Consider the following 23,065-nt stretch of genomic DNA (forward strand, 5'->3'; position numbering starts at 1 on the left):
ATGGGCCGGTAGTCTGCGCCTTCGGCGTGCCGCGACCGACGACGCGGTCGCGGCGGAGCGGCCGGTGCGGGCACGGGTCGCGGCGAGGCGACGGGAGCGGGCAGATGAGCAGTCCTCCGATGATCGACGGTGCGTTCGCCCGGTGGTTGGCGGCCCGGGCCGGTCAGGCGCTGCTCGACCTGCGGGCCGAGCTGGGTTTCGGCGACGCCGGCGCGCTGAAGTCGGCCGGGGACAAGGTGTCGCACGACCTGATCCGCACGGAGTTGGCGAAGTGGCGGCCGGGGGACGCCGTGCTCTCCGAGGAGGACGAGGGGTCGCGGCTGGCCTGGGCGGCGGAGGTGAACGCCGAGGCGGTGTCCCGGTTGGCCGCGGACCGAGTGTGGATCATCGATCCGTTGGACGGCACCCGCGAGTTCGCCGAGGAGGGCCGCTCGGACTGGGCGGTGCACGTGGCGCTCTGGGCGCGTAGCGCGCCGAGCCCGCACGGGCTGGTCGCCGGGGCGGTGGGGCTGCCGGCGCAGCACCGGGTGCTGGGCACGGACTACCCGCCGGCGTACCCGCCGATGACGGTGGAGGCGGCGACGGCCGGCGCGCGGGTGATCCGGTTGGCGGCGAGCCGGAGCCGGCCGCCGGTGTTCCTCACCGACCTGGCCGAGGACGTGGGGGCGAAGCTGGTGCCGATGGGTTCCGCCGGCGCGAAGATCGCCGCGGTCATCACCGGAGAGGTCGACGCGTACATCCACGCCGGCGGGCAGTACGAGTGGGACTCGGCGGCGCCGGTGGCTGTGGCGACGGCCACCGGACTACACGCTTCCCGGATCGACGGTTCTGCGCTGAGATACAACGAGGCGGATCCACGCCTGCCGGACCTGTTGGTCTGCCGCAAGGATCTCGCCTCCCGGTTGCTTGCAGCGCTGCAGAGGCATTCCGGGTAGCCTGGGCGCACTTCTTGACATGTCCGACCGGAAAGGTCTGGAAATCGGATGAGCGAGCGAATCGAGCCGGTGTCATGACCACCCCCGCGGCCTACCGGGTCTCCCACCTGGACGCCCTGGAGGCGGAGAGCATCTTCGTGATGCGCGAGGTGGTCGCCGAGATGGAACGCCCGGTGCTGCTCTTCTCCGGCGGCAAGGACTCGATCGTCATGCTGCGGCTGGCGCAGAAGTCGTTCGCTCCGGCCAACATCCCCTTCCCGGTCATGCACGTCGACACCGGCCACAACTTCCCCGAGGTGCTGGAATACCGCGACCAGCGGGTCGCCGAGCTGGGGTTGCAACTCGTGGTGGCGAGCGTGCCGGAGGCCCTGACCAGCGGGCTGGTCCGGGAGTCCGGCGACGGCATGCGTAACCGGATCCAGACGCCGGTGCTGCTGGACGCGGTGGAGAGGCACCGCTTCGACGCGCTGTTCGGTGGCGCCCGCCGGGACGAGGAGAAGGCCCGGGCCAAGGAGCGGGTGTTCAGCTTCCGGGACGAGTTCGGCCAGTGGGACCCGAAGAACCAGCGGCCCGAGCTGTGGTCGCTGTACAACGGCCGGCACCACCCGGGCGAGTCGATCCGGGTCTTCCCGCTGTCCAACTGGACCGAGCTGGACGTCTGGCACTACATCGCCCGGGAACGGATCCCCCTGCCGTCGATCTACTACGCGCACGAGCGCGAGGTGATCGAGCGGGACGGGATGTTCTACGCGGTCAACGAGTTCTTCCGTCCCCGGGCGGGCGAGGAGCGGTTCAAGGCGCAGGTGCGCTACCGCACCGTGGGCGACGCCTCCTGCACCGCCGCGGTCCGCTCCGACGCGGACACCGTGGAGAAGGTCATCGAGGAGGTGGCGGCCACCCGGATCACCGAGCGCGGCGCGACCCGTGGTGACGACCGGGTCAGCGAGGCCGCCATGGAAGACCGCAAGCGGGAGGGCTACTTCTGATGACCACCGAGATCGTGGCCCCGGCCGCCGTCACCAGCGGGTCCGGGCCGGAGGCGCGGCCGATGGACCTGCTGCGGTTCGCCACCGCGGGCAGCGTGGACGACGGCAAGTCGACCCTGATCGGCCGACTGCTCTACGACACCAAGTCGCTCTTCACCGACCAGTTGGCCGCGGTGGAGGCGGTCAGCGCGGCCCGCGGCGACGAGTACACCAACCTGGCGCTGCTCACCGACGGCCTGCGCGCCGAGCGGGAGCAGGGCATCACCATCGACGTGGCCTACCGGTACTTCGCCACGCCGCGGCGCAAGTTCATCATCGCCGACACCCCGGGGCACATCCAGTACACCCGCAACATGGTGACCGGGGCGTCCACCGCCGACCTCGCGCTGATCCTGGTGGACGCGCGCAAGGGCCTGGTCGAGCAGTCCCGCCGGCACGCGTTCCTCTGCTCCCTGCTGCGGGTGCCGCACCTGGTCCTCTGCGTCAACAAGATGGACCTGGTGGACTGGTCGCAGGAGGTCTACGAGCGGATCGCCGACGAGTTCACCGCGTTCGCCGCGAAGCTCGACGTGCCGGACCTGACCGTGGTGCCGATCTCCGCGCTGCGTGGCGACAACATCGTCACCCGGTCGGAGAACATGCCGTGGTACGAGGGCTCGTCGCTGCTGCACCACCTGGAGCGGGTGCACATCGCCAGCGACCGCAACCTGGTCGACGTCCGGTTCCCGGTGCAGTACGTGATCCGGCCGCAGTCCACCACGGTCACCGACTACCGCGGCTACGCCGGTCAGGTCGCCTCCGGCGTGCTCAAGCCGGGCGACGAGGTGATGGTGCTGCCGTCCGGCTTCACCAGCCGGATCGCCGCGGTGGAGACCGCCGACGGGCCGGTCGCGGAGGCGTTCCCGCCGATGTCGGTGACGGTACGGCTGGCCGACGAGATCGACATCTCCCGGGGCGACATGATCTGCCGGCCGAACAACGCTCCCGCGGTGGCCCAGGACATCGAGGCGATGGTGTGCTGGATGGACGAGACCCGCCCGCTGCGGGTCGGCGGCCGGTACGCGATCAAGCACACCACCCGGTCGGCGCGGGCGATCGTGCGCGGGCTGCACTACCGGCTGGACATCAACTCGCTGCACCGCGACGAGTCGGCCGATGAGCTGCGGCTCAACGAGATCGGCCGGCTGCGGCTGCGCACCACGGTGCCGCTGCTGGCCGACGAGTACCGGCGCAACCGCACCACCGGCGGCTTCGTCATCATCGACGAGGCCACCAACCGCACCGTCGGCGCCGGCATGATCGTCGAAGCCAGCTGACCGAGGCTCGGCCCGACCCGGCCCGGTTGCCCGCAAGATCGCGCTCCATCCAGGAAGTAGTGGCCTCGCCCGATGGACGAGGCCACTACTTCCACGAACGAGCACGATCTCACCCCGCCCCCCACCCCCACCTCGACCGGTGATCAAGAGGTTTGCGTCAGTCCGAGCCCGGATCCTGACGCAAACCTCTTGATCAACCCGGGGGGGTGGGGTTAGTCTCCGTCTCCCTGTTGGGTGGCCCGTTCCGGGCTGAAAACTGTTCTCGCCTGTTGCGCTGTGCCGGTGGTTGGTGGTGCCGTGGTGGGGTCGCCCGCTGACGTCGTCGCCTCCTTGGTTCGGTTCAGGCCGTGGGTTAGTCGGATGCTGGTGGCCACGCTGATGGGCCCTTCACTGTTGCTTCGAGCACGAGGATTAGATTCGCTGTCCCTCTGTGGTCACCGCGGGCGACGCCGTTGGCGGGTTCGGCGCGGGCAGGGAGGGTCACGTGTTGGAGGAGACTCAGGAGCGCGAGGAGATCATCGAGCGGATCGCCGCGCTGGATATCGGTAAGTCCTCGCTCGTGTGTTGTGTGCGGCTGCCCCACCCGGACAGACCGGGTCGGCGGGTGCAGGAGGTCGAGACCTTCTCGACGATGACCCGGTCGCTGGGGCGGATGGCCGAGCGGCTGCGCAGCTTGGGTGTGACCCGGGTGGTGATGGAGGCGACCAGCGACTACTGGAAGCCGGCGTTCTATCTGCTGGAAGCAGCCGGGTTCGAGACGTGGCTGGTCAACGCCCGCGATGTCAAACACCTGCCGGGACGACCCAAGACCGATCGGTTGGACGCGGTGTGGCTGTGTAAGGTCGCCGAGCGGCAGATGCTGCGGCCGAGTTTCGTGCCGCCGCCGCAGATTCGGATGCTGCGCGACCTGACCCGCTATCGAGTCGATCTCGTCGCCGCGCAGACAGCGGAGAAGAACCGGGCCGAGAAGCTCCTCGAAGACGCGCAGATCAAGCTGTCCGTGGTCGCCTCCGACATCTTCGGCACTTCCGGGCGGGCCATGATGGCGGCGTTGATCGCCGGTGAACGCGACCCGCGCCAGCTCGCGCAACTGGCCCGGTCCAGCCTCCGCCGCAAGATCAGCATGTTGGAAGAGGCGTTCGTCGGTCGGTTCACCGACCATCACGCGTTCCTGCTGAGCAAGATGCTCACCCGCGTCGACGCGATCGAGGCCGACATCGCCGACGTCGACACGCAGATCGAGGTCTGCATCGCCCCTTTCGCGCAGGCGGCCAGCCGGCTTGAGCACATCCCCGGCGTGGGACCGGTGGCCGCGCGGGCGATCATCGCGGAAATCGGCGTGGACATGAGCCGTTTCCCAACCCCGGCCCACCTGACCTCATGGGCCCGGTTCTCACCCACCGTGAAAGAATCCGCAGGCCGCAAGAAAGGCAGCGGCTCCACCAGCCACGGCAACCCCTACCTGGCCCGCGTCCTCGGCCAGATCGCCGTCAGCGCCGCCCGCACCCCCACCTTCCTCGGCGAGCGCTATCGCCGCATCGCCCGCCGACGCGGCGCCAAACGCGCCATCGTCGCAGTCGGCCGATCCACCCTCATCATCATCTGGCACCTTCTCCACGACCCCGAGGCCACATTCCACGACCTCGGCGCCGACTTCTACGACACCCGCGTCAACCCCGAACGACGCGCCCGCAACCACATCCGACAACTCGAAGCCCTCGGCTACACCGTCACCGCCGAACGCACCCACCTACCCACCGCAGCCTGACCGCACCACCACACCGAGTCCGGCTCCGCCGGACGCTGCCGCGCGCCCACCCACCCTCAGTTTTCGGATTAGTTGAGGCGGGTGGCGCCGGGGGATGGGAGGACTGGGATGGTGGTGGGTGCGGTGAAGCCGCGTTCGGCGTAGGCGGCCGTTACGGCGGCGGCTACCGCGTCGGTCCGGTCCGCCGCTATCAGGGCGAGGACGCAGCCACCGAAGCCACCGCCGGTCATCCGGGCACCCAGCGCGCCGGCCGCCAGCGCCGCCTCGACCGCGGTGTCGATCTCCGGCACGGTGATCTCGAAGTCGTCGCGCATCGAGACGTGTGAGGCGGTGAGCAGCGGGCCGATGTCCCGGACCCGGCCGGCGCGCAGCAGTGCCACCGTGTCCAACACCCGCTGGTCCTCGGTGACCACGTGCCGGACCCGCCGCCGGGTCTCCTCGTCGTCGAGTCGGGCCAGCGCGGTGTCGAGCTGGTCGATGGCGACGTCACGCAGCGCGGCGACGCCGAGGGTCTTGGCCGCCGCCTCGCAGGACCGGCGGCGGGCGGCGTACTCGCCGTCGGCGTGCCGGTGCGGCGCCCGGCTGTCGATGACCAGCACGGCCAGCCCGGCGGCATCCAGGTCGAACGGGATGTGCTCGACCGACTCGTCGCGGCAGTCCAGGAAGAGGGCCTGCCCGGCGCGGCAGCGGATCGCCGCGGACTGGTCCATGATTCCGGTCGGTGCACCGACGTAGACGTTCTCCGCGCGTTGCGCCAGCCGAGGCTGCCGTTCGGCGGCCAGCTCCACCCCACCCAGGTCGAGCAGGGCGGCGAGCACGGCCGACTCCAGTGCGGCCGAGGATGAGAGCCCGGAGCCCAGCGGCACGTCGGAGGCGATCGCCAACCGGGCGCCGGGTACCGGGTGGCCGGCCTCGCGCAGCGCCCAGACCACCCCGGCCACGTACGCGCCCCAGCCGGTGACCCGGCCCGGCTGGGTCACGTCGTCCGCGCCGAAGGTGATCGTCTCGCCGGACAGCTCGGACCAGACCGTCCAGCGCTCCCCGTCCTGCCGGTCGGCGGCGACCACGGTGCGCAGCGGCAGCGCGAAGGGCAGCACGAACCCGTCGTTGTAGTCGGTGTGCTCGCCGATCAGGTTGACCCGGCCGGGAGCCGCCCAGCGCCCAGCGGCCTGACCGCCGTACTGCTCGGTGAAGCCGGCGGCGGCCCGCTCGGCGACGTCACCGGTGTGGTCGGTCACGCTGCTTCCTCCGTTCGCGACTGCGGGGCTCGCAACATCGGCTCACTCCTCGCGCTCACCGTTGCTCCAGAATGTGCGTGCGGTAGAAGGCCCAGGCGTCGCCGACCATGTCGTGCAGGGTCGGCTTCTGCGGCACCCAGCCCAGGTCGTCGCGGGCCAGAGCGGAGGAGGCGACCAGCTCGGCCGGGTCGCCCTCGCGGCGTGGCGCCACCTCGACCGGCAGTGCATGCCCGGTGACCTCGCGGACCACGTCGGCCACCTGTCGGTTGGTGAAACCGTTGCCGTTGCCCAGGTTGTAGATCCGGTGCTGGCCCGCGGTGGCGGCGTCCAGTGCCAACAGGTGGGCTCGGGCCAGGTCGGCGACGTGGATGTAGTCGCGGACGCACGTGCCGTCCACGGTGGGGTAGTCGTCGCCGAAGAGCTGGAGCTTCTCCCGCCGGCCGGCGGCGACCTCCAACGCGATCGGGATCAGGTGCGTCTCCGGGTCGTGCCGTTCGCCGAGCGCGACGTCGCCGTCGAGGTGCGCGCCGGCCACGTTGAAGTAGCGCAGCGACACGGCGGCCAGCCCGTGCGCGATCGCCTCGGAGGTGAGCGCCATGTCGACGGCGAGCTTGGTGGCGCCGTACGTGTTGGTGGGCGCCTTGACCGCGGTCTCCGGGATGGGCAGCTCGGTGGGGTTGCCGTAGACGGCGGCGGTGGAGGAGAAGACCATCCGGGGCACCCCGGCGGCCCGGACCGCGTCGATCAGGGCGAGGGTGCCGACCGTGTTGGTCTGCCAGTACAGCTCCGGCTTGACCATCGACTCGCCGGCGGCGATCAGGGCGGCGAAATGCAGCACCCCGTCGAAGCCGGCGTCGGGGGTGACGATCCGGGCGGCGTCGTGGATGGACGCCTCGACGTGGGTCGCGTCCGGAGCGAGCGCCTCGCGGTGGCCGGTGCGCAGGTCGTCCAGCACGACGACCTGGTGGCCCGCGTCGAGCAGCATTCGGGTCACTACGCTGCCGATGAAGCCGGCGCCCCCCGTGACGAGCAGTTTCACGTCGTTGCCTCCTGCCTGGCCCGCCCGGGACGTGGCCCTTCGGTGATCACCCTACGGCGGCGCGTGTACCCCTACCGACCACGCCGCCATCCGCATTCCATCATAATCTCTCACGATTAAACAGACCCGAACATGACCGTCAGCCGTGCGTGATCCCCGGTGCGATGGGCCGTCGGTGTCTACCATCTCTGTCATGCGGGAAGCGGCCCATACGGGGCTCCGGCGACGCGCGCGGGGGCGGCCCCGCCGTGACCCCGGTCCGCTCGCCCGGGCTGTCGCCCGGATGGTGGTCCGCGCCGCCGACGGTGCCACCCGCCTCGTCACCGACCTGCTCGGAGCTGGCCCGGCGGCCGGCCGGGAGCGCATCTCCGAGGCAGAGCTGCGGGACCTGGTCGCCGCGAACACGGTGCTCGACCCGGACGAACGGCGGATCATCGACGAGGTCCTGGTGGCCGGCGCCAGCCTGATCCGCGAGGTGATGATGCCCCGCACCGAGGTGGTCTTCCTGCCCGCCCGGCTGACCATCGCCGAGGCCGCCCGGTTGGTCCGGGCCGAGACGCACACCCGCTACCCGGTCACCGACGGCACCCACGACGACGTGGTCGGCTTCGTGCACCTGCGCGACGTACTGCTGCGCCCGGACGCCGACCCGTGCGTCACCGTCGGCGAGCTGACCCGGGAGGTGAAGCGGCTGCCCGGCAGCAAGCGGGTGCTGCCCGCACTCACCGAGATGCGCCGGGAGGGTCAGCACCTGGCGGTGGTGGTCGACGAGTACGGCGGCACCGCCGGGATCGTCACCCTGGAGGACCTGATCGAGGAGTTGATCGGCGAGATCCACGACGAGTACGACACCAAGCCGGACCCGGTGCACGGCCTGCCGGCCGTGGTGGACGGTCGGCTCAACCTGGCCGACTTCGCCGAGAGGACCGGGCTGGTGCTGCCCACCGGGCCGTACGAGACGGTCGGTGGGTTCGTGATGGCCGCGCTGGGTCGGCTGCCGGTGACCGGCGACGAAGTACCGGTGCCCGCTGAACCGGTCGACGCCGACGGGCCCGACCCGGCCGACCCGTCGGGCGGCTGGCTGTTGCGGGTGCTGACGCTGGATGGACGCCGGGTGGCCCGGCTCGCGGTCTCCGCCGTGCGGATGCCCGAGCAGCGCCGCGAGGCTGGCACCGGGCAGTCGAGGGAGGTCGGCACCGGGCAGTCGCGGGAGGCCGGCGCGCGGTGGTCGTCGGAGCCGGTGGCCGGGCAGCAACGCGGGGCCGTGGTCGGGCCGATCCGCCGGGTCGGCCAGGGGGACCCGCGCGAGGTCAACGCCCCGACAGCGGCGGGCCGCGGCCGACCCGCCGGCCCGTCATGACGGACCCCGTCGCTTGCTGACAGAATTATCGCCATGTCCGACGTTCCCGCCCGCCCCCGCGTCTTCTCCGGCATCCAGCCGACGGCCGACTCTTTCCACCTCGGCAACTACCTCGGCGCGGTGCGGCACTGGGTGGCCCTGCAGGAGACCCACGACGCGTTCTACTGCGTCGTGGATCTGCACGCCATCACCGCGGGGCACGACCCGGTGCTGCTGCGCCAGCGGACCCGAGTGGCTGCCGCCCAGCTCTTCGCGGTCGGTCTGGACCCGGAGCGCAGCACCCTGTTCGTGCAGTCACAGGTGCCTGAGCACTCGCAGCTGGCCTGGGTGCTCGGCTGCATCACCGGCTTCGGCGAGGCCAGCCGGATGACCCAGTTCAAGGACAAGTCACAGAAGCAGGGCAACGAGCGGGCCAGCGTCGGCCTGTTCACCTACCCGATCCTGCAGGCCGCCGACATCCTGCTCTACCAGGCCAACGCGGTGCCGGTCGGCGAGGACCAGCGTCAGCACCTGGAGCTCTCGCGGGACCTGGCCCAGCGCTTCAACTCGCTGTTCGGCCCGACGTTCACGGTGCCCGCGCCGCACATCGTCAAGGACACCGCGAAGATCACCGATCTGCAAGACCCGACCGCGAAGATGTCCAAGTCGTCGTCCTCGCCGGCCGGCATCATCGACCTGCTGGAGGACCCGGCCCGGTCGGCGAAGAAGATCCGTTCGGCGGTGACCGACACCGGCCGGGAGATCGTCTTCGACGCCGAGACCAAGCCGGGCGTGTCCAACCTGCTGACCATCCACTCGGCGCTCAGCGGGCGCGGCATCGACGATCTGGTGGCCGCGTACGCCGGTCGCGGTTACGGCGACCTGAAGAAGGACCTGGCCGAGGTGGTGGCGGAGTTCGTCCGCCCGATCCAGGAGCGCACCCGCACCTACCTCGACGACCCGGCGCAGCTGGACAAGCTGCTCGCCGCCGGCGCGGAGAAGGCCCGTGCGGTGGCCGGACCGACCCTGCGGTCCGCGTACGAGCGGGTCGGGTTCTTCCCGCCGGTACGCGGCGAATAGCGCCCCGGGACAGGTGGGCGGGTCGGTGGCCGAAGGGGCGGCGCGGAGCGTGGATCGCAGTGGCGGGGTGCCGCCAGCCGGCGACACGATCCAGGTCGGCATCGCGGTGGACATCCCGGAGCCGTGGGGGGCGCAGCTCACCCGACGGCGGGTTGAGGCCGGCGACCCGCTGGCGGTGCCCGCGCACGTGACGCTGCTCGGGCCGACCGAGATCCCGACGGCCGCCCTGCCCGCCGTCGAACGGCACCTGGCCGCCGTCGCCGCCGCGCACCTGCCGTTCGCGCTGCACCTGCGGGGCACCGGCACGTTCCGCCCGGTGACCCAGGTGGTGTTCGTGGCGGTGGCAGCCGGGATCAGCGAGTGCGAGCTGCTGGCCGGCGCCATCCGCGCGGCACCGGAGCTGCACCGCGAGACCCGTTTCCCGTACCATCCGCACGTCACCGTGGCACAGGACGTGGCAGCGGAGGCGCTGGACAAGGCGTACGAGGATCTGGCCGACTTCTCCGCGATGTTCGAGGTCGACGCGTTCACCCTGTTCTCGCACAGCGGGCAGGCCCGGTGGCAGCCCCGTCGGGACTTCCGCCTCGGCGGCTGACCGTTCGGCGACGCGCCGGGGGCGACGCACCTTTCGGCGGCGCATCGTTCGGCGAAGCATCGTTCGGCGACGCGCCGGTCGGCGAGCATCGGGAGCCGGTTGCCCCTATGGCGGCGGGAGATCGGCGAGGATGATCGCGTGAACGTGATCGGGGCGATCGAGGCGGGCATCGACCGCTGGGTGAGCGCCGCGCGCTCCCGGTCGGGGCTCTTCGACCACGTGTGGCGGGCCGGCGCGCTCTACGCCGAGTTGCTGGCCGGGCGACTGGCCGCTGCGATCGCCTACTACGGCTTCTTCGCGGTGTTCGCCCTCGCGCTGGTCGCGTACTCGATCTTCGGCGCGATCCTGGAGGACAACGACGAGGTCAGCGCGGCGGCGGCCGGGTTCCTGAAGGAGAACCTGCCGTTCCTGGACGCGGAGCAGATCGCCAACTCCAGCGGCACGGTCGGCGTGGTCGGCCTGGTCATCCTGGTCTTCACCGGGATCGGCTGGGTGGAGGCGATCCGCTCCTCACAGCGGCTGATGTACCGGCTCAACCAGCAACCCGGAAACCTGGTGATTCGGCGGCTGGTCGACCTCGGGGTGATGATCGGCGTCTTCGTGCTGCTCGGTGTCTCGGTGGCGGCGGTCGACGCCCTGGAGTCGCTGCTGCGATTCCTGCTGCGCAGCACCGGCTCGGTCGGTCTGACCACGATCAGCGCGATCCTCAGCGTACTGATCAACGCGGTGCTCGCGACCGCGCTGCTGGTCGCGGTGCCCCGGCTGCGGGTGAGCCGGTCCCGGCTGCGCCCGGTGGTGGTGCTGGTCGCGATCGGCATCACGCTGCTCAACACGGTCGGGCGGTACTACGTGGTGCGCACCGAGCGGAACCCGGCGTACACCGTGGTGGCCGGCGCCGTCGGCCTGCTGCTCTACCTATACCTGCTCAACCAGCTGGTGCTTTTCGGAGCGGCGCTCCTCGCGACCAGTCCGCGTGGACGGGTGTTGGACCTGGCGGAGGGTGCCCCGCCGGTGGCTCTCGACGAGGACACCGATCCCGGTACGCCGGGCGGTGCGGGCTGATGGCGGAAGGTGCGCAGGTGACGATCTCGGTCGACTCGGACTCGTCGGTGCCCCCGTACGAGCAGGTACGCGGGCAGCTCGCCGAGTTGATCGGCGACGGCCGGTTGCCGGTGGGCAGCCGGCTGCCCACCGTCCGGCAGCTCGCCGCCGACCTGCGGCTGGCCGCGAACACGGTGGCCCGCGCGTACCGGGAGTTGGAGACGGCCGGGCTGCTGGAGACCCGGGGGCGCAACGGCACCTTCGTCGCTCCCGGCCGGGACGACGCCGTCGACCGACTGCACCGGGCGGCGGCCGGGTACGCGGCCGAGGCGACCCGGCTGGGCGTGCCGCCCGCCACCGCGCTCGCCCTGGTCCGCGCCGCCCTGGACGCCGCCCGCCCCGGCTGACCGGTCGCCGATCGGACGCCCGGCGGGCGGAAACTGAGGCGAACGGCGTCGGCGCTCGTGTTCGCGGACCATGATGAGCCGGTGGGCGCACTCATGACACTGGACCTGCCGGCCGACTCGCCGATGCTCGGTCTGCCGTGGATCATCACCTTTGGCCCGCTCGGTGACCTCGACGAGTGGGAGCCGGTGGTCTGCGGGCCGTACGAGCGGCCGCACGCGTTGGCGCTGGCTGAGGCGGTGGTGGCCGACGAGCAGCTGATAGCCGTCGTGGAGCCGCTGCTGCCGGCGCTGTCGGCCGACGAGATTCGCAGCGAGATCGCCGCCGCGCAGGTCGCCGCCGAGGACGAGGACCGCCAGGTCGAGGGGGCCGACCTGTACGGCGACTTCGAGGACGTGATCGACGAGGAGTTGGACGCCGCCGCCGACGAGGCGGGGCACGGCGAGCCCGCCGAGCCGCCGGACGAGGCCGAGGTACGCGCCGGCTTCACCCGCATCGCGGCGCTGCTCACCGCGAAGTGAGCCGCTCCGGACCGGGACGCCGGGCGCCGGTGCGGTCAGCGGACGGAGCACACCTTGGCGCAGACGGACACCGGCGCCACCCGGAGCGGACTCCGCGTGGCGCCGGTGCCACCTCACCCCCCACCACAAGGGGCCGGTAGCCCAGTCGCCCGCCGGCGCGGGGCACGACGGACGACCAGGTTGGTGACGGGTTACCCGCTCAGCGCCGTTCCAACCAGGCGGCCGCGTCAACCGGAAGCAGATGGCCGGAGCCCTGCTCGGTGAGCGCCGCGCTGGCGACGAGCGGTTGGCCGTACCCGTCGATCAGGACCGGCGCGCCGCTGAGGTTGACCACGCAGGTCAGCACGGTCGCGCCGGAGGTGCGGGAGAAGGCCAGCACGCCGGGCCCGCTCTCCAGCCAGGTCACCCCGCCAGCGTCGATGGCCAGCGCCGGGTGCTCGTGCCGGATGCGCAGCGCGGCCCGGTACAGCTCCAGCGTCGAGCCGGGCACGCCGGTCTGCGCGGTGACCGACAGGGCTCGCCAGGTCGCCGGGGCCGGTAGCCAGCTCAGCTCGCCGCCGGCCGGCCCGAAGCCGTACGGGGCCAGCTCGCCGCTCCACGGGATGGGCACCCGGCAGCCGTCCCGACTCTCGCCGGTGCGCAGGAACGCCGGGTCCTGGCGCAGCTCGTCGGGGAGGTCGAGCACCTCGGGTAAGCCGAGCTCCTCGCCCTGGTAGAGGTAGGCGCAGCCGGGCAGGGCGAGCATCAGCAGGCTGGCGGCGCGAGCCCGGCGCAGCCCCTCGGCGCCGTCACCGTAACGGGTGACGTGCCGCTGCTTGTCGTGGTTGGACAACACCCAGGTGGTGGGTGCGCCGACCACCGTCGACTCGGACAGCGCGGTGTCGATCACCTTGCGGAACGAGTCGGCCGACCAGGTGGCGTCGAGGAAGTCGAAGCTGAACGCCTGGTGCAGCTCGTCCGGGCCGATGTAGCGGGCCAGTCGCTGCGGGGTCTCGGCCCACGCCTCGGCGACCGCCATCCGGCCGCCCGGGTAGCTGTCCAGGATGGGCCGCCAGGCGCGGTAGATCTCGTGGACCTCGTCCTGGTCGAAGTACGGCAGCCGGCCCTTGCCGAGCAGCTCGACCTGGCGCTGGCCGGTGGTCATCGTGCTGAAGCCGACGTCCGGCAGCCCCTCGGCCTTGATCATGCCGTGGGCCACGTCGATCCGGAAGCCGTCCACGCCCCGGTCCAGCCAGAACCGCAGCACGTCCTCGAACTCGGCGCGGACCTCGGGGTGGCGCCAGTTCAGGTCCGGCTGAGCCGGGTCGAACAGGTGCAGGTACCACTCGCCGTCCGCGACCCGGGTCCAGGCCGGGCCGCCGAAGATGCTCTCCCAGTCGTTCGGCGGCAGTTCGCCGTGCGCACCCCGGCCCTCGGCGAAGAGGTAGCGGGCCCGCTCCGGGGAGCCGGGGCTGGCGGCGAGGGCGGCGGCGAACCAGCGGTGGACGTCGGAGGTGTGGTTGGGCACCAGGTCGACGATGATCCGCAGGTCGAGGGCGTGCGCGTCGGCGATCATCGCGTCGAAGTCGCTGAGGGTGCCGAACATCGGGTCGACGTCTCGGTAGTCGGCGACGTCGTACCCGCCGTCGACCATGGGAGAGGTGTAGAAGGGGGTCAGCCAGAGCGCGTCCACCCCGAGGTCGCGCAGGTACGGCAGGCGTTGCCGGATGCCCTGGAGGTCACCGATGCCGTCGCCGTCGCTGTCGGCGAAGCTGCGCACGTAGACCTGGTAGACGACCGCGGAGCGCCACCAGTCGTCGTCGGCGGTGTGGGGCGGGGTGGTGGTGCTGACGGTCATCGGTGGCGTTCCCCGTCTGTCTCGGGTCAGGTGCGGCGGCGGCACCCGGCGCGGCGCGGACGGTGGCAGCGCGGGTGTCTGAGCAATATGCCGCCCGAACACTGCAAGAGTCAAGCAGTTCTTGCGCAAGACCTGCCGGGAGTGCTGCTGCGCCAGTCGGCTGCCCAGCCTGGTGGGGTGCTGCTCAGGCGGGGACGGCCAGCGCCGACGAGCCGGGTCGGTGCCGGTTCGATCCGCCTCCGCCGGTCCGGGTGCCGGCCGGGGCGACCGCCGTAGAGCCGCGCACCACCAGCTCCGGGCGGAACAGGTACTCCGAGTGCGGGGCGCCGTGCCCGTTGATCTCGTCGACCAGGGCCCGGACCGCGGCCACCGCCATCGCGATGACCGGCTGCCGCATGGTGGTCAGTGGCGGGTCGGTGAAGGCCATCAGTGGCGAGTCGTCGTAGCCGACCACGGAGAGGTCGCCGGGGACGGTCAGGCCGCGCTGGCGGGCCGCCCGGATCGCGCCGAGCGCCATCAGGTCCGAGCCGCACACCACGCCGGTCACGCCGCGGTCCAGCAGCCGGCCGGCCGCGGCCTCGCCACCCTCCACACCGAACAGGGACAGCTCGGCCAGCGGGCCCAGGTCGGCCTCGGCGACGCCGGCCAACCGGGTCATCGCGGAGCGCCAGCCGGCCACCTTGCGCTGCACCGGGACGAAGCGGTCCGGGCCGGTGATCAGGCCGATCCGACGGTGCCCGAGCGCGACCAGGTGGGCCACGGCCAGCTCGGCCGCCTCCCGGTCGTCACAGGAGACGAAGGGGGCACCGATGCCGGGCACGTACCCGTTGATCATCACGACGGGCAACGGCCGGGCGATCAGCGCCCGGTAGCGGTCGTGGTTGGCGGCGGTGTCAGCGTGCAGACCGGAGACGAAGGCGATCCCGGAGACCTGACGGTCCAGCAGCATCTCGACGTACTCGTCCTCGGTGACGCCACCGGCGGTCTGGGTGCAGAGCACCGGGGTGAATCCGCTCTGCGCCAGGGTCGACTCGATGACCTGGGCGAAGGCGGGGAAGATCGGGTTGTCCAGCTCCGGCACCACCAGGCCGACCAGCCCGGCGCTGCGCTTGCGCAGCCGAGCCGGGCGCTCGTAGCCGAGCACGTCGAGAGCGGTGAGGACGGCCTGCCGGGTCTCCGGGGCCACGCCGGGGCGGTCGTTGAGCACCCGCGACACCGTGGCCTCGCTGACTTCGGCCTGCTGGGCGATGTCGGACAGTCGAGCGCGCATGGCGGCACTTTAGCCCACCGGCAAGTTCTTGCGGGGCGCTCTGCAAACGCTTCCATAATCTGCAACCTCTTGCTAACGTCCCCGCAACATGCGAGAGCAGCGGCGCAGCACCCAAGCGCCGGTAGGCAAAAACTTCCAGAGCTTCCCATCGGTGGGCCGCCCTTCCCCCGGCGGACCCGCCATGACGACAGGAGTACCGATGCGCATCCGTACCGCGGGTGTGGTCGCCCTCTTCGCCCTGGCGCTCGCCGCCTCGGGCTGTGGTGGCGACAGCGACGAGCCGGCCGCGAACCAGTCCCCCAAGGCGGCCGGCGGCAAACTGGTGATCTGGGCAGACGACAAGCGGACCGCCGCTCTCAAGCCGTTCGCCGAGAAGTTCGGCCAGGAGAACGGCGTCACCGTCGAGGTCCAGGCCGTCAGCAAGGACCTGCAGACCAACTTCGTCACCGCCTCGCAGCAGGGCAGCGGCCCCGACGTGGTGGTCGGCGCGCACGACTGGATCGGCAACCTGGTGCAGAACGGCGCCATCGACCCGGTGCAGCTCTCCGCCGAGCAGAAGAGCGGGTTCAACCAGACCGCCGTCAAGGCGGTCACCTTCAACGGTCAGCTCTACGGCGTGCCGTACGCCCAGGAGAACCTGGCGCTGATCCGTAACACCGAGCTGGCCCCCGAGGCGCCGAAGACCATCGAGGACCTGGTCGCCCAGGGCAAGCAGCTCAAGGCGGCGAAGAAGGCCACCGAGACGCTCTGCCTCCAGGTCGGCCAGAACGGCGACGCGTACCACATCTACCCGCTGTACACCTCGGCCGGCGGCTACCTCTTCGGTGCCGGCGCCAACGGCGACTACGACCCGAAGGACCTGGGCGTGGGCAAGCCCGCGTCGATCGAGGCGTTCAAGAAGATCGGCGCGCTGGGCGAGAAGGGCGAGGGCGTGCTCAAGCGCTCCATCTCGGACACCAACTCGATCGCCACCTTCACCGGTAAGAAGTGCGCCTACCTGGTCTCCGGCCCGTGGGCGGTGGCCGACGTCAAGAAGGCCAACATCAAGTACGACATCTCCGCCATCCCCGGCTTCGCCGGCGGCAAGGAGGCCCAGCCGTTCGTGGGCGTGCAGGCGTTCTACGTCGCCGCCAAGGGCAAGAACAAGGCGCTGGCCCAGGAGTTCGTGGCCAACTACACCACGACGCCCGAGCTGGCCGTCGCGCTGTACAACGCCGAGCCCCGGCCGCCGGCGCTGACCGCCGCCCTCGACCAGGTCAAGGGCAGTGACCCGGACCTGGCCAAGTTCCAGGAGGCCGGCAAGAACGGTCAGGTGCTCCCGGCCATCCCGGCGATGGCCGCGATCTGGGACCCGTTCGGCAAGGCCCAGGCCGCCGTCATCGGTGGGGCCGACCCGACCAGCACCATCACCGCGGCCGGCAAGACCATCTCGGGCCAGATCAAGTAATGAGCACGCCGCAGTCCGGCCCGGGGTCCGCCACGCGGACCCCGGGCCGGGAGCCGGTCGGCTCCCGGCCCCCGCGCTCCCGTACCGCGCGTGACCACGCGCCGATCACCCTGACCGGCCTCGCCGGCAAGGTGCTCCTGCTCGGCCTGACCGCCGGTATCGCGGTCTGGGCGGCCTTCCCGCTCATCGACGGCGGAAAGTGGGCCGGCCTGGCCCTGCTGGCGGCGACCACCGCCGGACTGTTCTACCTGTACCTCACCCGCCGGCACATCCCGGCCAAGTACCTGGTCCCGGGCACCCTGTTCCTGATCGCTTTCCAGGTCTTCCCGGTGCTGTACACCGCCAGCACCGCCTTCACCAACTTCGGTGACGGGCACCGGGGCAGCAAGGACGACGCGATCGTCGCGATCCAGACCTCCTCGGTCACCCAGGTGCCCGGCTCCGCCGAGTACGCCCTGTCGATCGCCACGAAGGGCGACCCGGCCTCCGCCCCGCTGGTCTTCCTGGTCACCGACCCCACCACCGGCACGGTCTCCGCCGGTGACACCGGCGGGCTACGCCAGCTCGACGCCGCCGACGTCACGGTCGCCGCGGGCGGCAAGGTCACCGCCGCCGAGGGCTACACCGTGCTGAACTTCGGCCAGGCCAGCGCCCGCAGCAAGGAGATCACCGACCTGGTGGTGCCCACCGCCGGCGGCGCGCTGCGCTCCAGCGGCCTGTCCCGCGCCTACGAGGGCAAGGCGGTGCGGGCGTACGAGGCCGGCTGCGACTGCGTCCGGGACACCGGGACCGGGCAGACCTGGACCGCCGACGAGGAGGTGGGCGCCTTCGTCGCCGCCGACGGCGAGCGGCTGGCCCAGGGCTGGAAGGTCAACGTCGGGCTGAGCAACTTCACCCGGGTGCTCACCGACGAGAACATCTCCGGCCCCTTCCTCAGCACCCTGATCTGGAACTTCGCCTTCGCCATCGCGTCCACCGGCGGGACGTTCCTGCTCGGCATGATGATCGCGCTCGTGCTGCACTCGCCCCGGATGCGCGGCACCAACCTCTACCGGGTGCTGCTGGTCCTGCCGTACGCCATGCCGTCGTTCGCGATGCTGCTGGCCTGGCGGGACATGTTCAACGCCGACTTCGGGCTGATCAACAACCTGTTCGGACTGGACGTGGACTGGTTCGGCCAGCCGTGGACGGCACGCCTCGCGGTCATCCTGGTGCAGCTCTGGCTCGGCTACCCGTACATGTTCCTGGTGGCCACCGGCGCGTTGCAGGCCATCCCGCGGGAGCTGACCGAGGCGACCTCGGTCGACGGGGCCTCGCCCTGGCAGTCCTTCCGCGCGGTCACCCTGCCGCTGCTGCTGATCGCGCTCTCCCCGCTGCTGATCTCGTCGTTCGCGTACAACTTCAACAACTTCAACGCGATCTACCTGACCACCGAGGGCGCGCCCTTCCCGGCCGACAACCCGACCAACGGCGCCACCGATCTGCTGATCACGTACACCTATCGGCTCGCCTTCGGCGGGCAGGGCGCGGAGTTCGGCTTCGCGGCCGCGATCTCGCTGTTCATCTTCGCCATCGTCGCGGTGGTCTCGACCGTCAGCTTCCGGCGGACCCGCAAGCAGGAGGAGGTGTACTCGTGACCACACTCACCGGGGCCGCGCGTACCGGCGACACGGCGGGCCGGCCGCCCGCGGCCAACCGCAACGCCACGGGCCGGCGCCGCAACCGCTGGTTCGCCCAGGTCGGCTGGCGGCACCTGGTCGCCGTGCTCGGCGTGCTGTTCAGCCTCTTCCCGATCGTGTTCGTGCTCTCCGCCGCGCTCAACCCACTCGGCACGCTCTCCACCACCGAGCTGGTGCCCACCGGCGGGGTGTCGCTCGGCAACTTCGGCGAGTTGTTCGAACGGACCGCCTTCGAGCGGTGGTTCGTCAACTCGCTGCTGATCGCCGGAGTGGCCTCGTTCGCGTCGGTGTTCCTCTCCGCGCTGGCCGCGTACGCCTTCTCCCGGATGCGGTTCCGCGGCCGGCGGGTGGGGCTGCTCTCGCTGCTGTTGATCCAGATGTTCCCGCAGTTCCTGGCGATCGTGGCGATCTACCTGATCTTCGGCACGATCACCGACCTGTGGCCGTCGATCGGCTTCAACACCCCGTGGGGGCTGCTGCTGCTCTACATGGGTGGCGCGCTCGGGGTGAACACCTGGCTGATGAAGGGCTTCTTCGACACCCTGCCCCGGGAGCTGGACGAGTCGGCCACCATGGACGGGGCCTCGCACGCCCAGGTCTTCTTCCGGATCATGCTGCCGCTGGTGGCGCCGATCCTGGCGGTGACCGGGCTACTGGCGTTCATCGGCACCATCAACGAGTTCCTGATGGCCAACGTGTTCCTCACCAGCAGCGACTCGAAGACGCTCGCGGTCGGCATGTACGGCATGTTGCAGGGCAACGAGCGCAACAACAATTTCGGGATCTTCGCCGCCGGGACCCTGCTCACCGCGATCCCCACCGTGCTGGTCTTCCAGCTCCTCCAGCGCTACATCGTCTCCGGGCTGACCGCCGGCGCCGTGAAGGGGTAGCCGTCGGCGCCCGTCTGCGAGTACCCCCGAGTGCACCCGAGAGGAGAGCCAGCCGTGCAGTCGCACCATGACGGATCCGCCTGCTACGTCCCGCAGCAGGAGCCCACGCTGGGGGAGGTCGTCGACGTCTTCGTCCGGGCGCCGGCCGGCGCCGACGTCCGCCAGGTACACGTACGCACCACCGGTGACGGTGAGCCGAGGTTCACCGAGGCGGTGGTGGATCGCACCGACGGCGGAGACGTCTGGTGGCGGGCCGAGGTGCCGGCCCGCAACCCGGTGAGCAACTACCGCTTCCTGCTCTCGGGGCGGCGTGGTCCCCGATGGCTGACCGCGGCGGGGCTGGTCGACCACGACGTGCCCGACCACGGCGACTTCAAGCTGGTCACCCACGCCCCGCCGCCGGCCTGGGCGCGGGACGCGGTGATCTACCAGATCTTCCCGGACCGGTTCGCCCGGTCCGCCGCGGCCGACGCCCGGCCACTGCCGGACTGGGCGATCCCGTGCCACTGGGACACTCCCGTGGTCGGCCGTGGCCCGGAAACGCCGCACCAGCTCTACGGTGGCGATCTGGACGGGATCGCCGAGCGGTTGGACCACCTGGATCGGCTCGGGGTGAACACGGTCTACCTGACCCCGATCTTCCCGGCGCGCTCCAACCACCGCTACGACGCGGCCAGCTTCGACCGGGTCGACCCGCTGCTCGGCGGGGACGCCGCGCTGGCCCGGCTCGCGGACGCGGTACGGGCCCGGGGCTGGCGGCTGCTCGGCGACATCACCAGCAACCACACCGGCGACGCGCACGACTGGTTCACCGCCGCCTCGTCCGACGTGCGTGCCCCGGAGCGGGAGCTGTACTACTTCGACGAGATCACCGGGGACTACGAGTCCTGGAACGGGATCAAGTCGCTGCCGAAGCTGAACTGGGGCAGCGCCGAGCTGCGCCGCCGCTTCGCCACCGCCGACGACGCGGCGCTGCGCCGCTGGCTCCGCCCGCCGTACGGGCTGGACGGGTGGCGGGTGGACGTGGCGAACATGACCGGCCGACGGGGCGCCGACGCGTACACCCACGAGGTAGCAGCGCTGCTCCGCTCGGTGCTGGCCCGGGATCGGCCGGACGGCCTGTTGATGGCAGAGCACGGCCACGACCACACCGGTGACCTGGACCGCGACGGCTGGCACGGCACCATGAACTACGTCGGCTTCACCGACCCGGTCTGGTCCTGGCTGCGGCACGGCGACCAGCCGGTGCCGAACTTCCTCGGCACCCCGGGCGGGGTGCCACGGCGGGACGCGGACGCGGTGCTCGGCACCATGGACGCCTACCGGTCGCTGATCTCCTGGCGCTCGTACACGCACTCCTGGCAGCTGCTCGGCTCGCACGACTCGGCCCGGATCCGGACGGTGGTCGGCGACGCCGCCCGGCAGGAGGTGGCCGCCGGTCTGCTCGCCACCATGCCCGGCATCCCGATGATCTTCGCGGGGGACGAGCTCGGTCTGGTCGGCACGAACGGCGAGTCCTCGCGTACCCCGATGCCGTGGCACCGCCCGCATAGCTGGGACGCCGGCACGCTCGCCGCGTACCAGGCGCTGATCGCGCTGCGCCGCGGCGAGCCGGCGCTGCGCCACGGCGGCCTACGCCGGCTGCACCACGACCCCGACACGATCGTCTTCCTGCGCGAGGCACCGACCGGGGCGGTGCTGGTGCTGGCTCGGCGGGCGGCCGGGGCGCCCGTGCGGCTGGCCGGGCTGCCGGCCGCGGAGAACGTGTACGGCGGCGCGCCGGCGCTGCGGCCCGGCCCGGACGGTGCGCTGACCCTGCCCGCGGACGGCCCCACCTTCCAGGTCTGGCGGCTGTGCTGAACGCCGCCGCGGTGGCTCGGACGCGCCGAGCGCCACGACCGGGCTACTACAAACTGTCGTTGATAGGGGAAGATGGGCGGCGTGGAAGCACTGAGACTGACTCTCCTCTATGTCCATCTCATCGGGTTCGCCCTGTTGCTCGGCGGCACGATCGCCCAGTACGTCAGCGGCCGGCTACGGATCAACCCGGCCATGCTGTGGGGGTCCGTGATCGGTCTGCTGACCGGGATCGGGCTCTCCGCCCCGCTGCGGGACGGTGACGAGCCGGCACCGGCGAAGATTGTGACGAAGCTGGTGCTCGCGCTGCTGATCTTCGTCATGGTCTTCTTCTCCCGGAAGCGGGACGCGGTCAACCGCGGCCACTTCCTCGCGATTGCCGGTCTGACCCTGGTCAACGCGGCGGTCGCGGTCTTTTGGCGGTAACGTCCGACGGGGGGCCACCCCTCGAAAACGGGACTTTGAGGGCGCCTCGGCTGCTCGCCTACCAGCACGATGAGTGACTTGCCCCACGCAAGGGTTACACGCGGGTAACAGGCGCTCAACAGTCGTGCACGATTGTCGGCCGGTGGGTGGGCGCGGGCGTACGCTCCCGTCCGTAACGTGGGACAGCCGGCGGCACACCGCAGGTCGGCTGATGGGCTGCCACCGCACTAGGCGCGGTGTGCAATGGGAAGGAGACGTCTTGCGCTCGGTGCGTGGGATGCGGATCGCCTCGATCTTCGCGGTGGGTGGGCTCGTGCTCAGCGCCGCCGCGTGTGGCGAGGCCCCCGATGATGACAACAACGCCGGCAGTGGCGCCAAGAAGTTCAGCGCCTGCATGGTGACCGACGTCGGCGGCATCGACGACAAGTCGTTCAACACCTCGGCCTGGAAGGGTCTCGAGGAGGCCAAGGCCGCCAACAGCAACATCGAGACCAAGTTCGTGGCGTCGAAGGCCGAGGCCGACTACGAGCCGAACCTGACGCAGTACGTCAACCAGAAGTGCGACTTCATCCTGGCGGTCGGTGGCCTGATGGCCAACGCCACCTCGAAGATCGCCAAGGCCAACCCGAACCAGACGTTCGGCATCGTCGACGCCAACCCGGGTGACGCCAACGTCTACCCGATGCAGTTCGACACCGCGCAGGCCGCGTTCCAGGCCGGCTACCTGGCCGCCGGGATGAGCAAGTCCGGCAAGGTGGGCACCTACGGCGGCCTGCCGATCCCGCCGGTGACCATCTTCATGGATGGCTTCGTCGACGGCGTGGCGTACTACAACCAGACCAAGGGCAAGAACGTCCAGGCGCTGGGTTGGAACAAGGAGACCCAGAAGGGTTCCTTCACCAACGACTTCGCCAAGCAGGACGAGGGCAAGAAGGTCTCCGACGCGCTGGTCGCCCAGGGCGCGGACATCATCATGCCGGTCGCCGGCGGCGCCGGCCTCGGCACCACCTCCGCGGCCAAGGCCTCGGGCGGCAAGTACAACACCATCTGGGTGGACGTCGACGGCTGCGAGAGCACGCCGGACTGCTCCGCGATCATCACCACGGTGGTCAAGAACATCCCGGAGGCCGTCAAGGAGGCCGTGCTCAAGGCTGCCGGTGGCGAGAAGCTGCAGGCCAAGCCGGGCTTCGTGGGCACCCTGGCCAACACCGGTGTCTCGATCGCCCCGTACCACGACTTCGACAGCAAGGTTCCGGCCGAGCTGAAGGCCGAGGTCGACAAGATCAAGGCGGACATCGCCGCTGGCACCATCACCGTCACCTCGAAGGCCCAGCCGACCAAGTGACGACCGGCCGGTCCCTCCGATGAGATCATCGGGAGGGTCGGCGGGGGACAG

At 71.0% G+C, this 23,065-nt stretch carries 19 protein-coding genes and 1 pseudogene; 16 read left to right on the forward strand and 4 right to left on the reverse strand.

What is annotated here, in order from left to right; all coding sequences use genetic code 11:
- The first annotated feature begins 104 nt into the window (after positions 1-104).
- The 4 genes from OG470_RS11065 (at position 105) to OG470_RS11080 (ending at position 5,005) form a co-directional block, all read left to right on the forward strand.
- On the forward strand, positions 105-935 hold the full coding sequence (locus OG470_RS11065; protein WP_328423344.1) for an inositol monophosphatase family protein: 831 nt from the start codon (positions 105-107) through the stop codon (positions 933-935).
- 74 nt (positions 936-1,009) lie between these two features.
- Positions 1,010-1,921 carry a sulfate adenylyltransferase subunit CysD gene (cysD, locus tag OG470_RS11070; RefSeq protein ID WP_328423346.1) on the forward strand — a complete coding sequence of 304 codons (912 nt, stop codon included), beginning with the start codon at positions 1,010-1,012 and terminating at the stop codon, positions 1,919-1,921.
- Positions 1,921-3,237, forward strand: a complete 1,317-nt coding sequence (locus tag OG470_RS11075; protein ID WP_328423348.1) for a sulfate adenylyltransferase subunit 1 — start codon at positions 1,921-1,923, stop codon at positions 3,235-3,237. Before cysD ends, OG470_RS11075 begins: the two co-directional genes overlap by 1 nt.
- A gap of 484 nt (positions 3,238-3,721) precedes the next feature.
- Positions 3,722-5,005 (forward strand): IS110 family transposase, encoded by a 1,284-nt coding sequence (locus tag OG470_RS11080; RefSeq protein WP_328416230.1) that lies wholly within the window; start codon positions 3,722-3,724, stop codon positions 5,003-5,005.
- 68 nt (positions 5,006-5,073) lie between these two features.
- Here the strand turns inward: OG470_RS11080 and galK are convergent, their stop codons facing one another.
- Both galK and galE read right to left on the reverse strand, forming a co-directional pair.
- A complete protein-coding gene (galK, locus tag OG470_RS11085) occupies positions 5,074-6,243 on the reverse strand; it encodes a galactokinase (RefSeq protein ID WP_328423350.1) in 1,170 nt (389 codons plus the stop codon).
- Positions 6,244-6,298: 55 nt separating this feature from the next.
- Positions 6,299-7,228 carry a UDP-glucose 4-epimerase GalE gene (gene galE, locus OG470_RS11090; protein ID WP_442931188.1) on the reverse strand — a complete coding sequence of 310 codons (930 nt, stop codon included), beginning with the start codon at positions 7,226-7,228 and terminating at the stop codon, positions 6,299-6,301.
- Between the two features lie 247 nt (positions 7,229-7,475).
- Here galE and OG470_RS11095 point away from each other — a divergent pair.
- The 6 genes and pseudogenes from OG470_RS11095 to OG470_RS11120 form a co-directional block, all read left to right on the forward strand.
- Positions 7,476-8,483 (forward strand): annotated as a pseudogene (locus OG470_RS11095) (hemolysin family protein); the annotation flags it as partial.
- 192 nt (positions 8,484-8,675) lie between these two features.
- Entirely contained in the window at positions 8,676-9,701 is a 1,026-nt protein-coding gene (gene trpS / locus OG470_RS11100; RefSeq protein ID WP_328423356.1) for a tryptophan--tRNA ligase, read from the forward strand.
- A gap of 13 nt (positions 9,702-9,714) precedes the next feature.
- Positions 9,715-10,296, forward strand: coding sequence for a 2'-5' RNA ligase family protein (locus tag OG470_RS11105; RefSeq protein ID WP_442931095.1), 582 nt, complete (start codon positions 9,715-9,717; stop codon positions 10,294-10,296).
- A 138-nt stretch (positions 10,297-10,434) separates the two neighbouring features.
- Positions 10,435-11,358 carry a YihY/virulence factor BrkB family protein gene (locus OG470_RS11110; protein WP_328423361.1) on the forward strand — a complete coding sequence of 308 codons (924 nt, stop codon included), beginning with the start codon at positions 10,435-10,437 and terminating at the stop codon, positions 11,356-11,358.
- 17 nt (positions 11,359-11,375) lie between these two features.
- On the forward strand, positions 11,376-11,744 hold the full coding sequence (locus tag OG470_RS11115) for a GntR family transcriptional regulator (protein ID WP_442931096.1): 369 nt from the start codon (positions 11,376-11,378) through the stop codon (positions 11,742-11,744).
- Between the two features lie 81 nt (positions 11,745-11,825).
- On the forward strand, positions 11,826-12,263 hold the full coding sequence (locus tag OG470_RS11120) for a hypothetical protein (RefSeq protein WP_328423365.1): 438 nt from the start codon (positions 11,826-11,828) through the stop codon (positions 12,261-12,263).
- 199 nt (positions 12,264-12,462) lie between these two features.
- Here OG470_RS11120 and OG470_RS11125 read toward each other — a convergent pair whose 3' ends face one another.
- Positions 12,463-14,100: a glycoside hydrolase family 13 protein gene (locus tag OG470_RS11125; protein ID WP_328423366.1), complete on the reverse strand. Its 1,638-nt coding sequence runs from the start codon at positions 14,098-14,100 to the stop codon at positions 12,463-12,465.
- A 184-nt stretch (positions 14,101-14,284) separates the two neighbouring features.
- Complete coding sequence (locus OG470_RS11130) at positions 14,285-15,370, reverse strand: LacI family DNA-binding transcriptional regulator (RefSeq protein WP_328423368.1); 1,086 nt, start codon at positions 15,368-15,370, stop codon at positions 14,285-14,287.
- Positions 15,371-15,569: 199 nt separating this feature from the next.
- On the opposite strand from OG470_RS11130, the gene OG470_RS11135 reads away from it, so the two are divergent.
- The 6 genes from OG470_RS11135 to OG470_RS11160 all read left to right on the forward strand — a co-directional run bounded on the left by OG470_RS11135 (position 15,570) and on the right by OG470_RS11160 (position 23,014).
- Positions 15,570-16,817 (forward strand): sugar ABC transporter substrate-binding protein, encoded by a 1,248-nt coding sequence (locus OG470_RS11135; protein ID WP_328423370.1) that lies wholly within the window; start codon positions 15,570-15,572, stop codon positions 16,815-16,817.
- Positions 16,817-18,454, forward strand: coding sequence for an ABC transporter permease subunit (locus OG470_RS11140; protein WP_328423372.1), 1,638 nt, complete (start codon positions 16,817-16,819; stop codon positions 18,452-18,454). Before OG470_RS11135 ends, OG470_RS11140 begins: the two co-directional genes overlap by 1 nt.
- Entirely contained in the window at positions 18,451-19,386 is a 936-nt protein-coding gene (locus OG470_RS11145) for a sugar ABC transporter permease (RefSeq protein ID WP_442931097.1), read from the forward strand. The genes OG470_RS11140 and OG470_RS11145 overlap by 4 nt, the downstream gene beginning before the upstream one ends.
- A gap of 54 nt (positions 19,387-19,440) precedes the next feature.
- Complete coding sequence (locus OG470_RS11150) at positions 19,441-21,246, forward strand: glycoside hydrolase family 13 protein (RefSeq protein WP_328423374.1); 1,806 nt, start codon at positions 19,441-19,443, stop codon at positions 21,244-21,246.
- An 81-nt stretch (positions 21,247-21,327) separates the two neighbouring features.
- Entirely contained in the window at positions 21,328-21,669 is a 342-nt protein-coding gene (locus OG470_RS11155) for a hypothetical protein (RefSeq protein WP_328423376.1), read from the forward strand.
- 277 nt (positions 21,670-21,946) lie between these two features.
- Positions 21,947-23,014, forward strand: a complete 1,068-nt coding sequence (locus tag OG470_RS11160) for a BMP family lipoprotein (RefSeq protein ID WP_328426289.1) — start codon at positions 21,947-21,949, stop codon at positions 23,012-23,014.
- Positions 23,015-23,065: the final 51 nt, after the last annotated feature.

The organism is Micromonospora sp. NBC_00389, from assembly GCF_036059255.1.
Taxonomy (GTDB): domain Bacteria; phylum Actinomycetota; class Actinomycetes; order Mycobacteriales; family Micromonosporaceae; genus Micromonospora.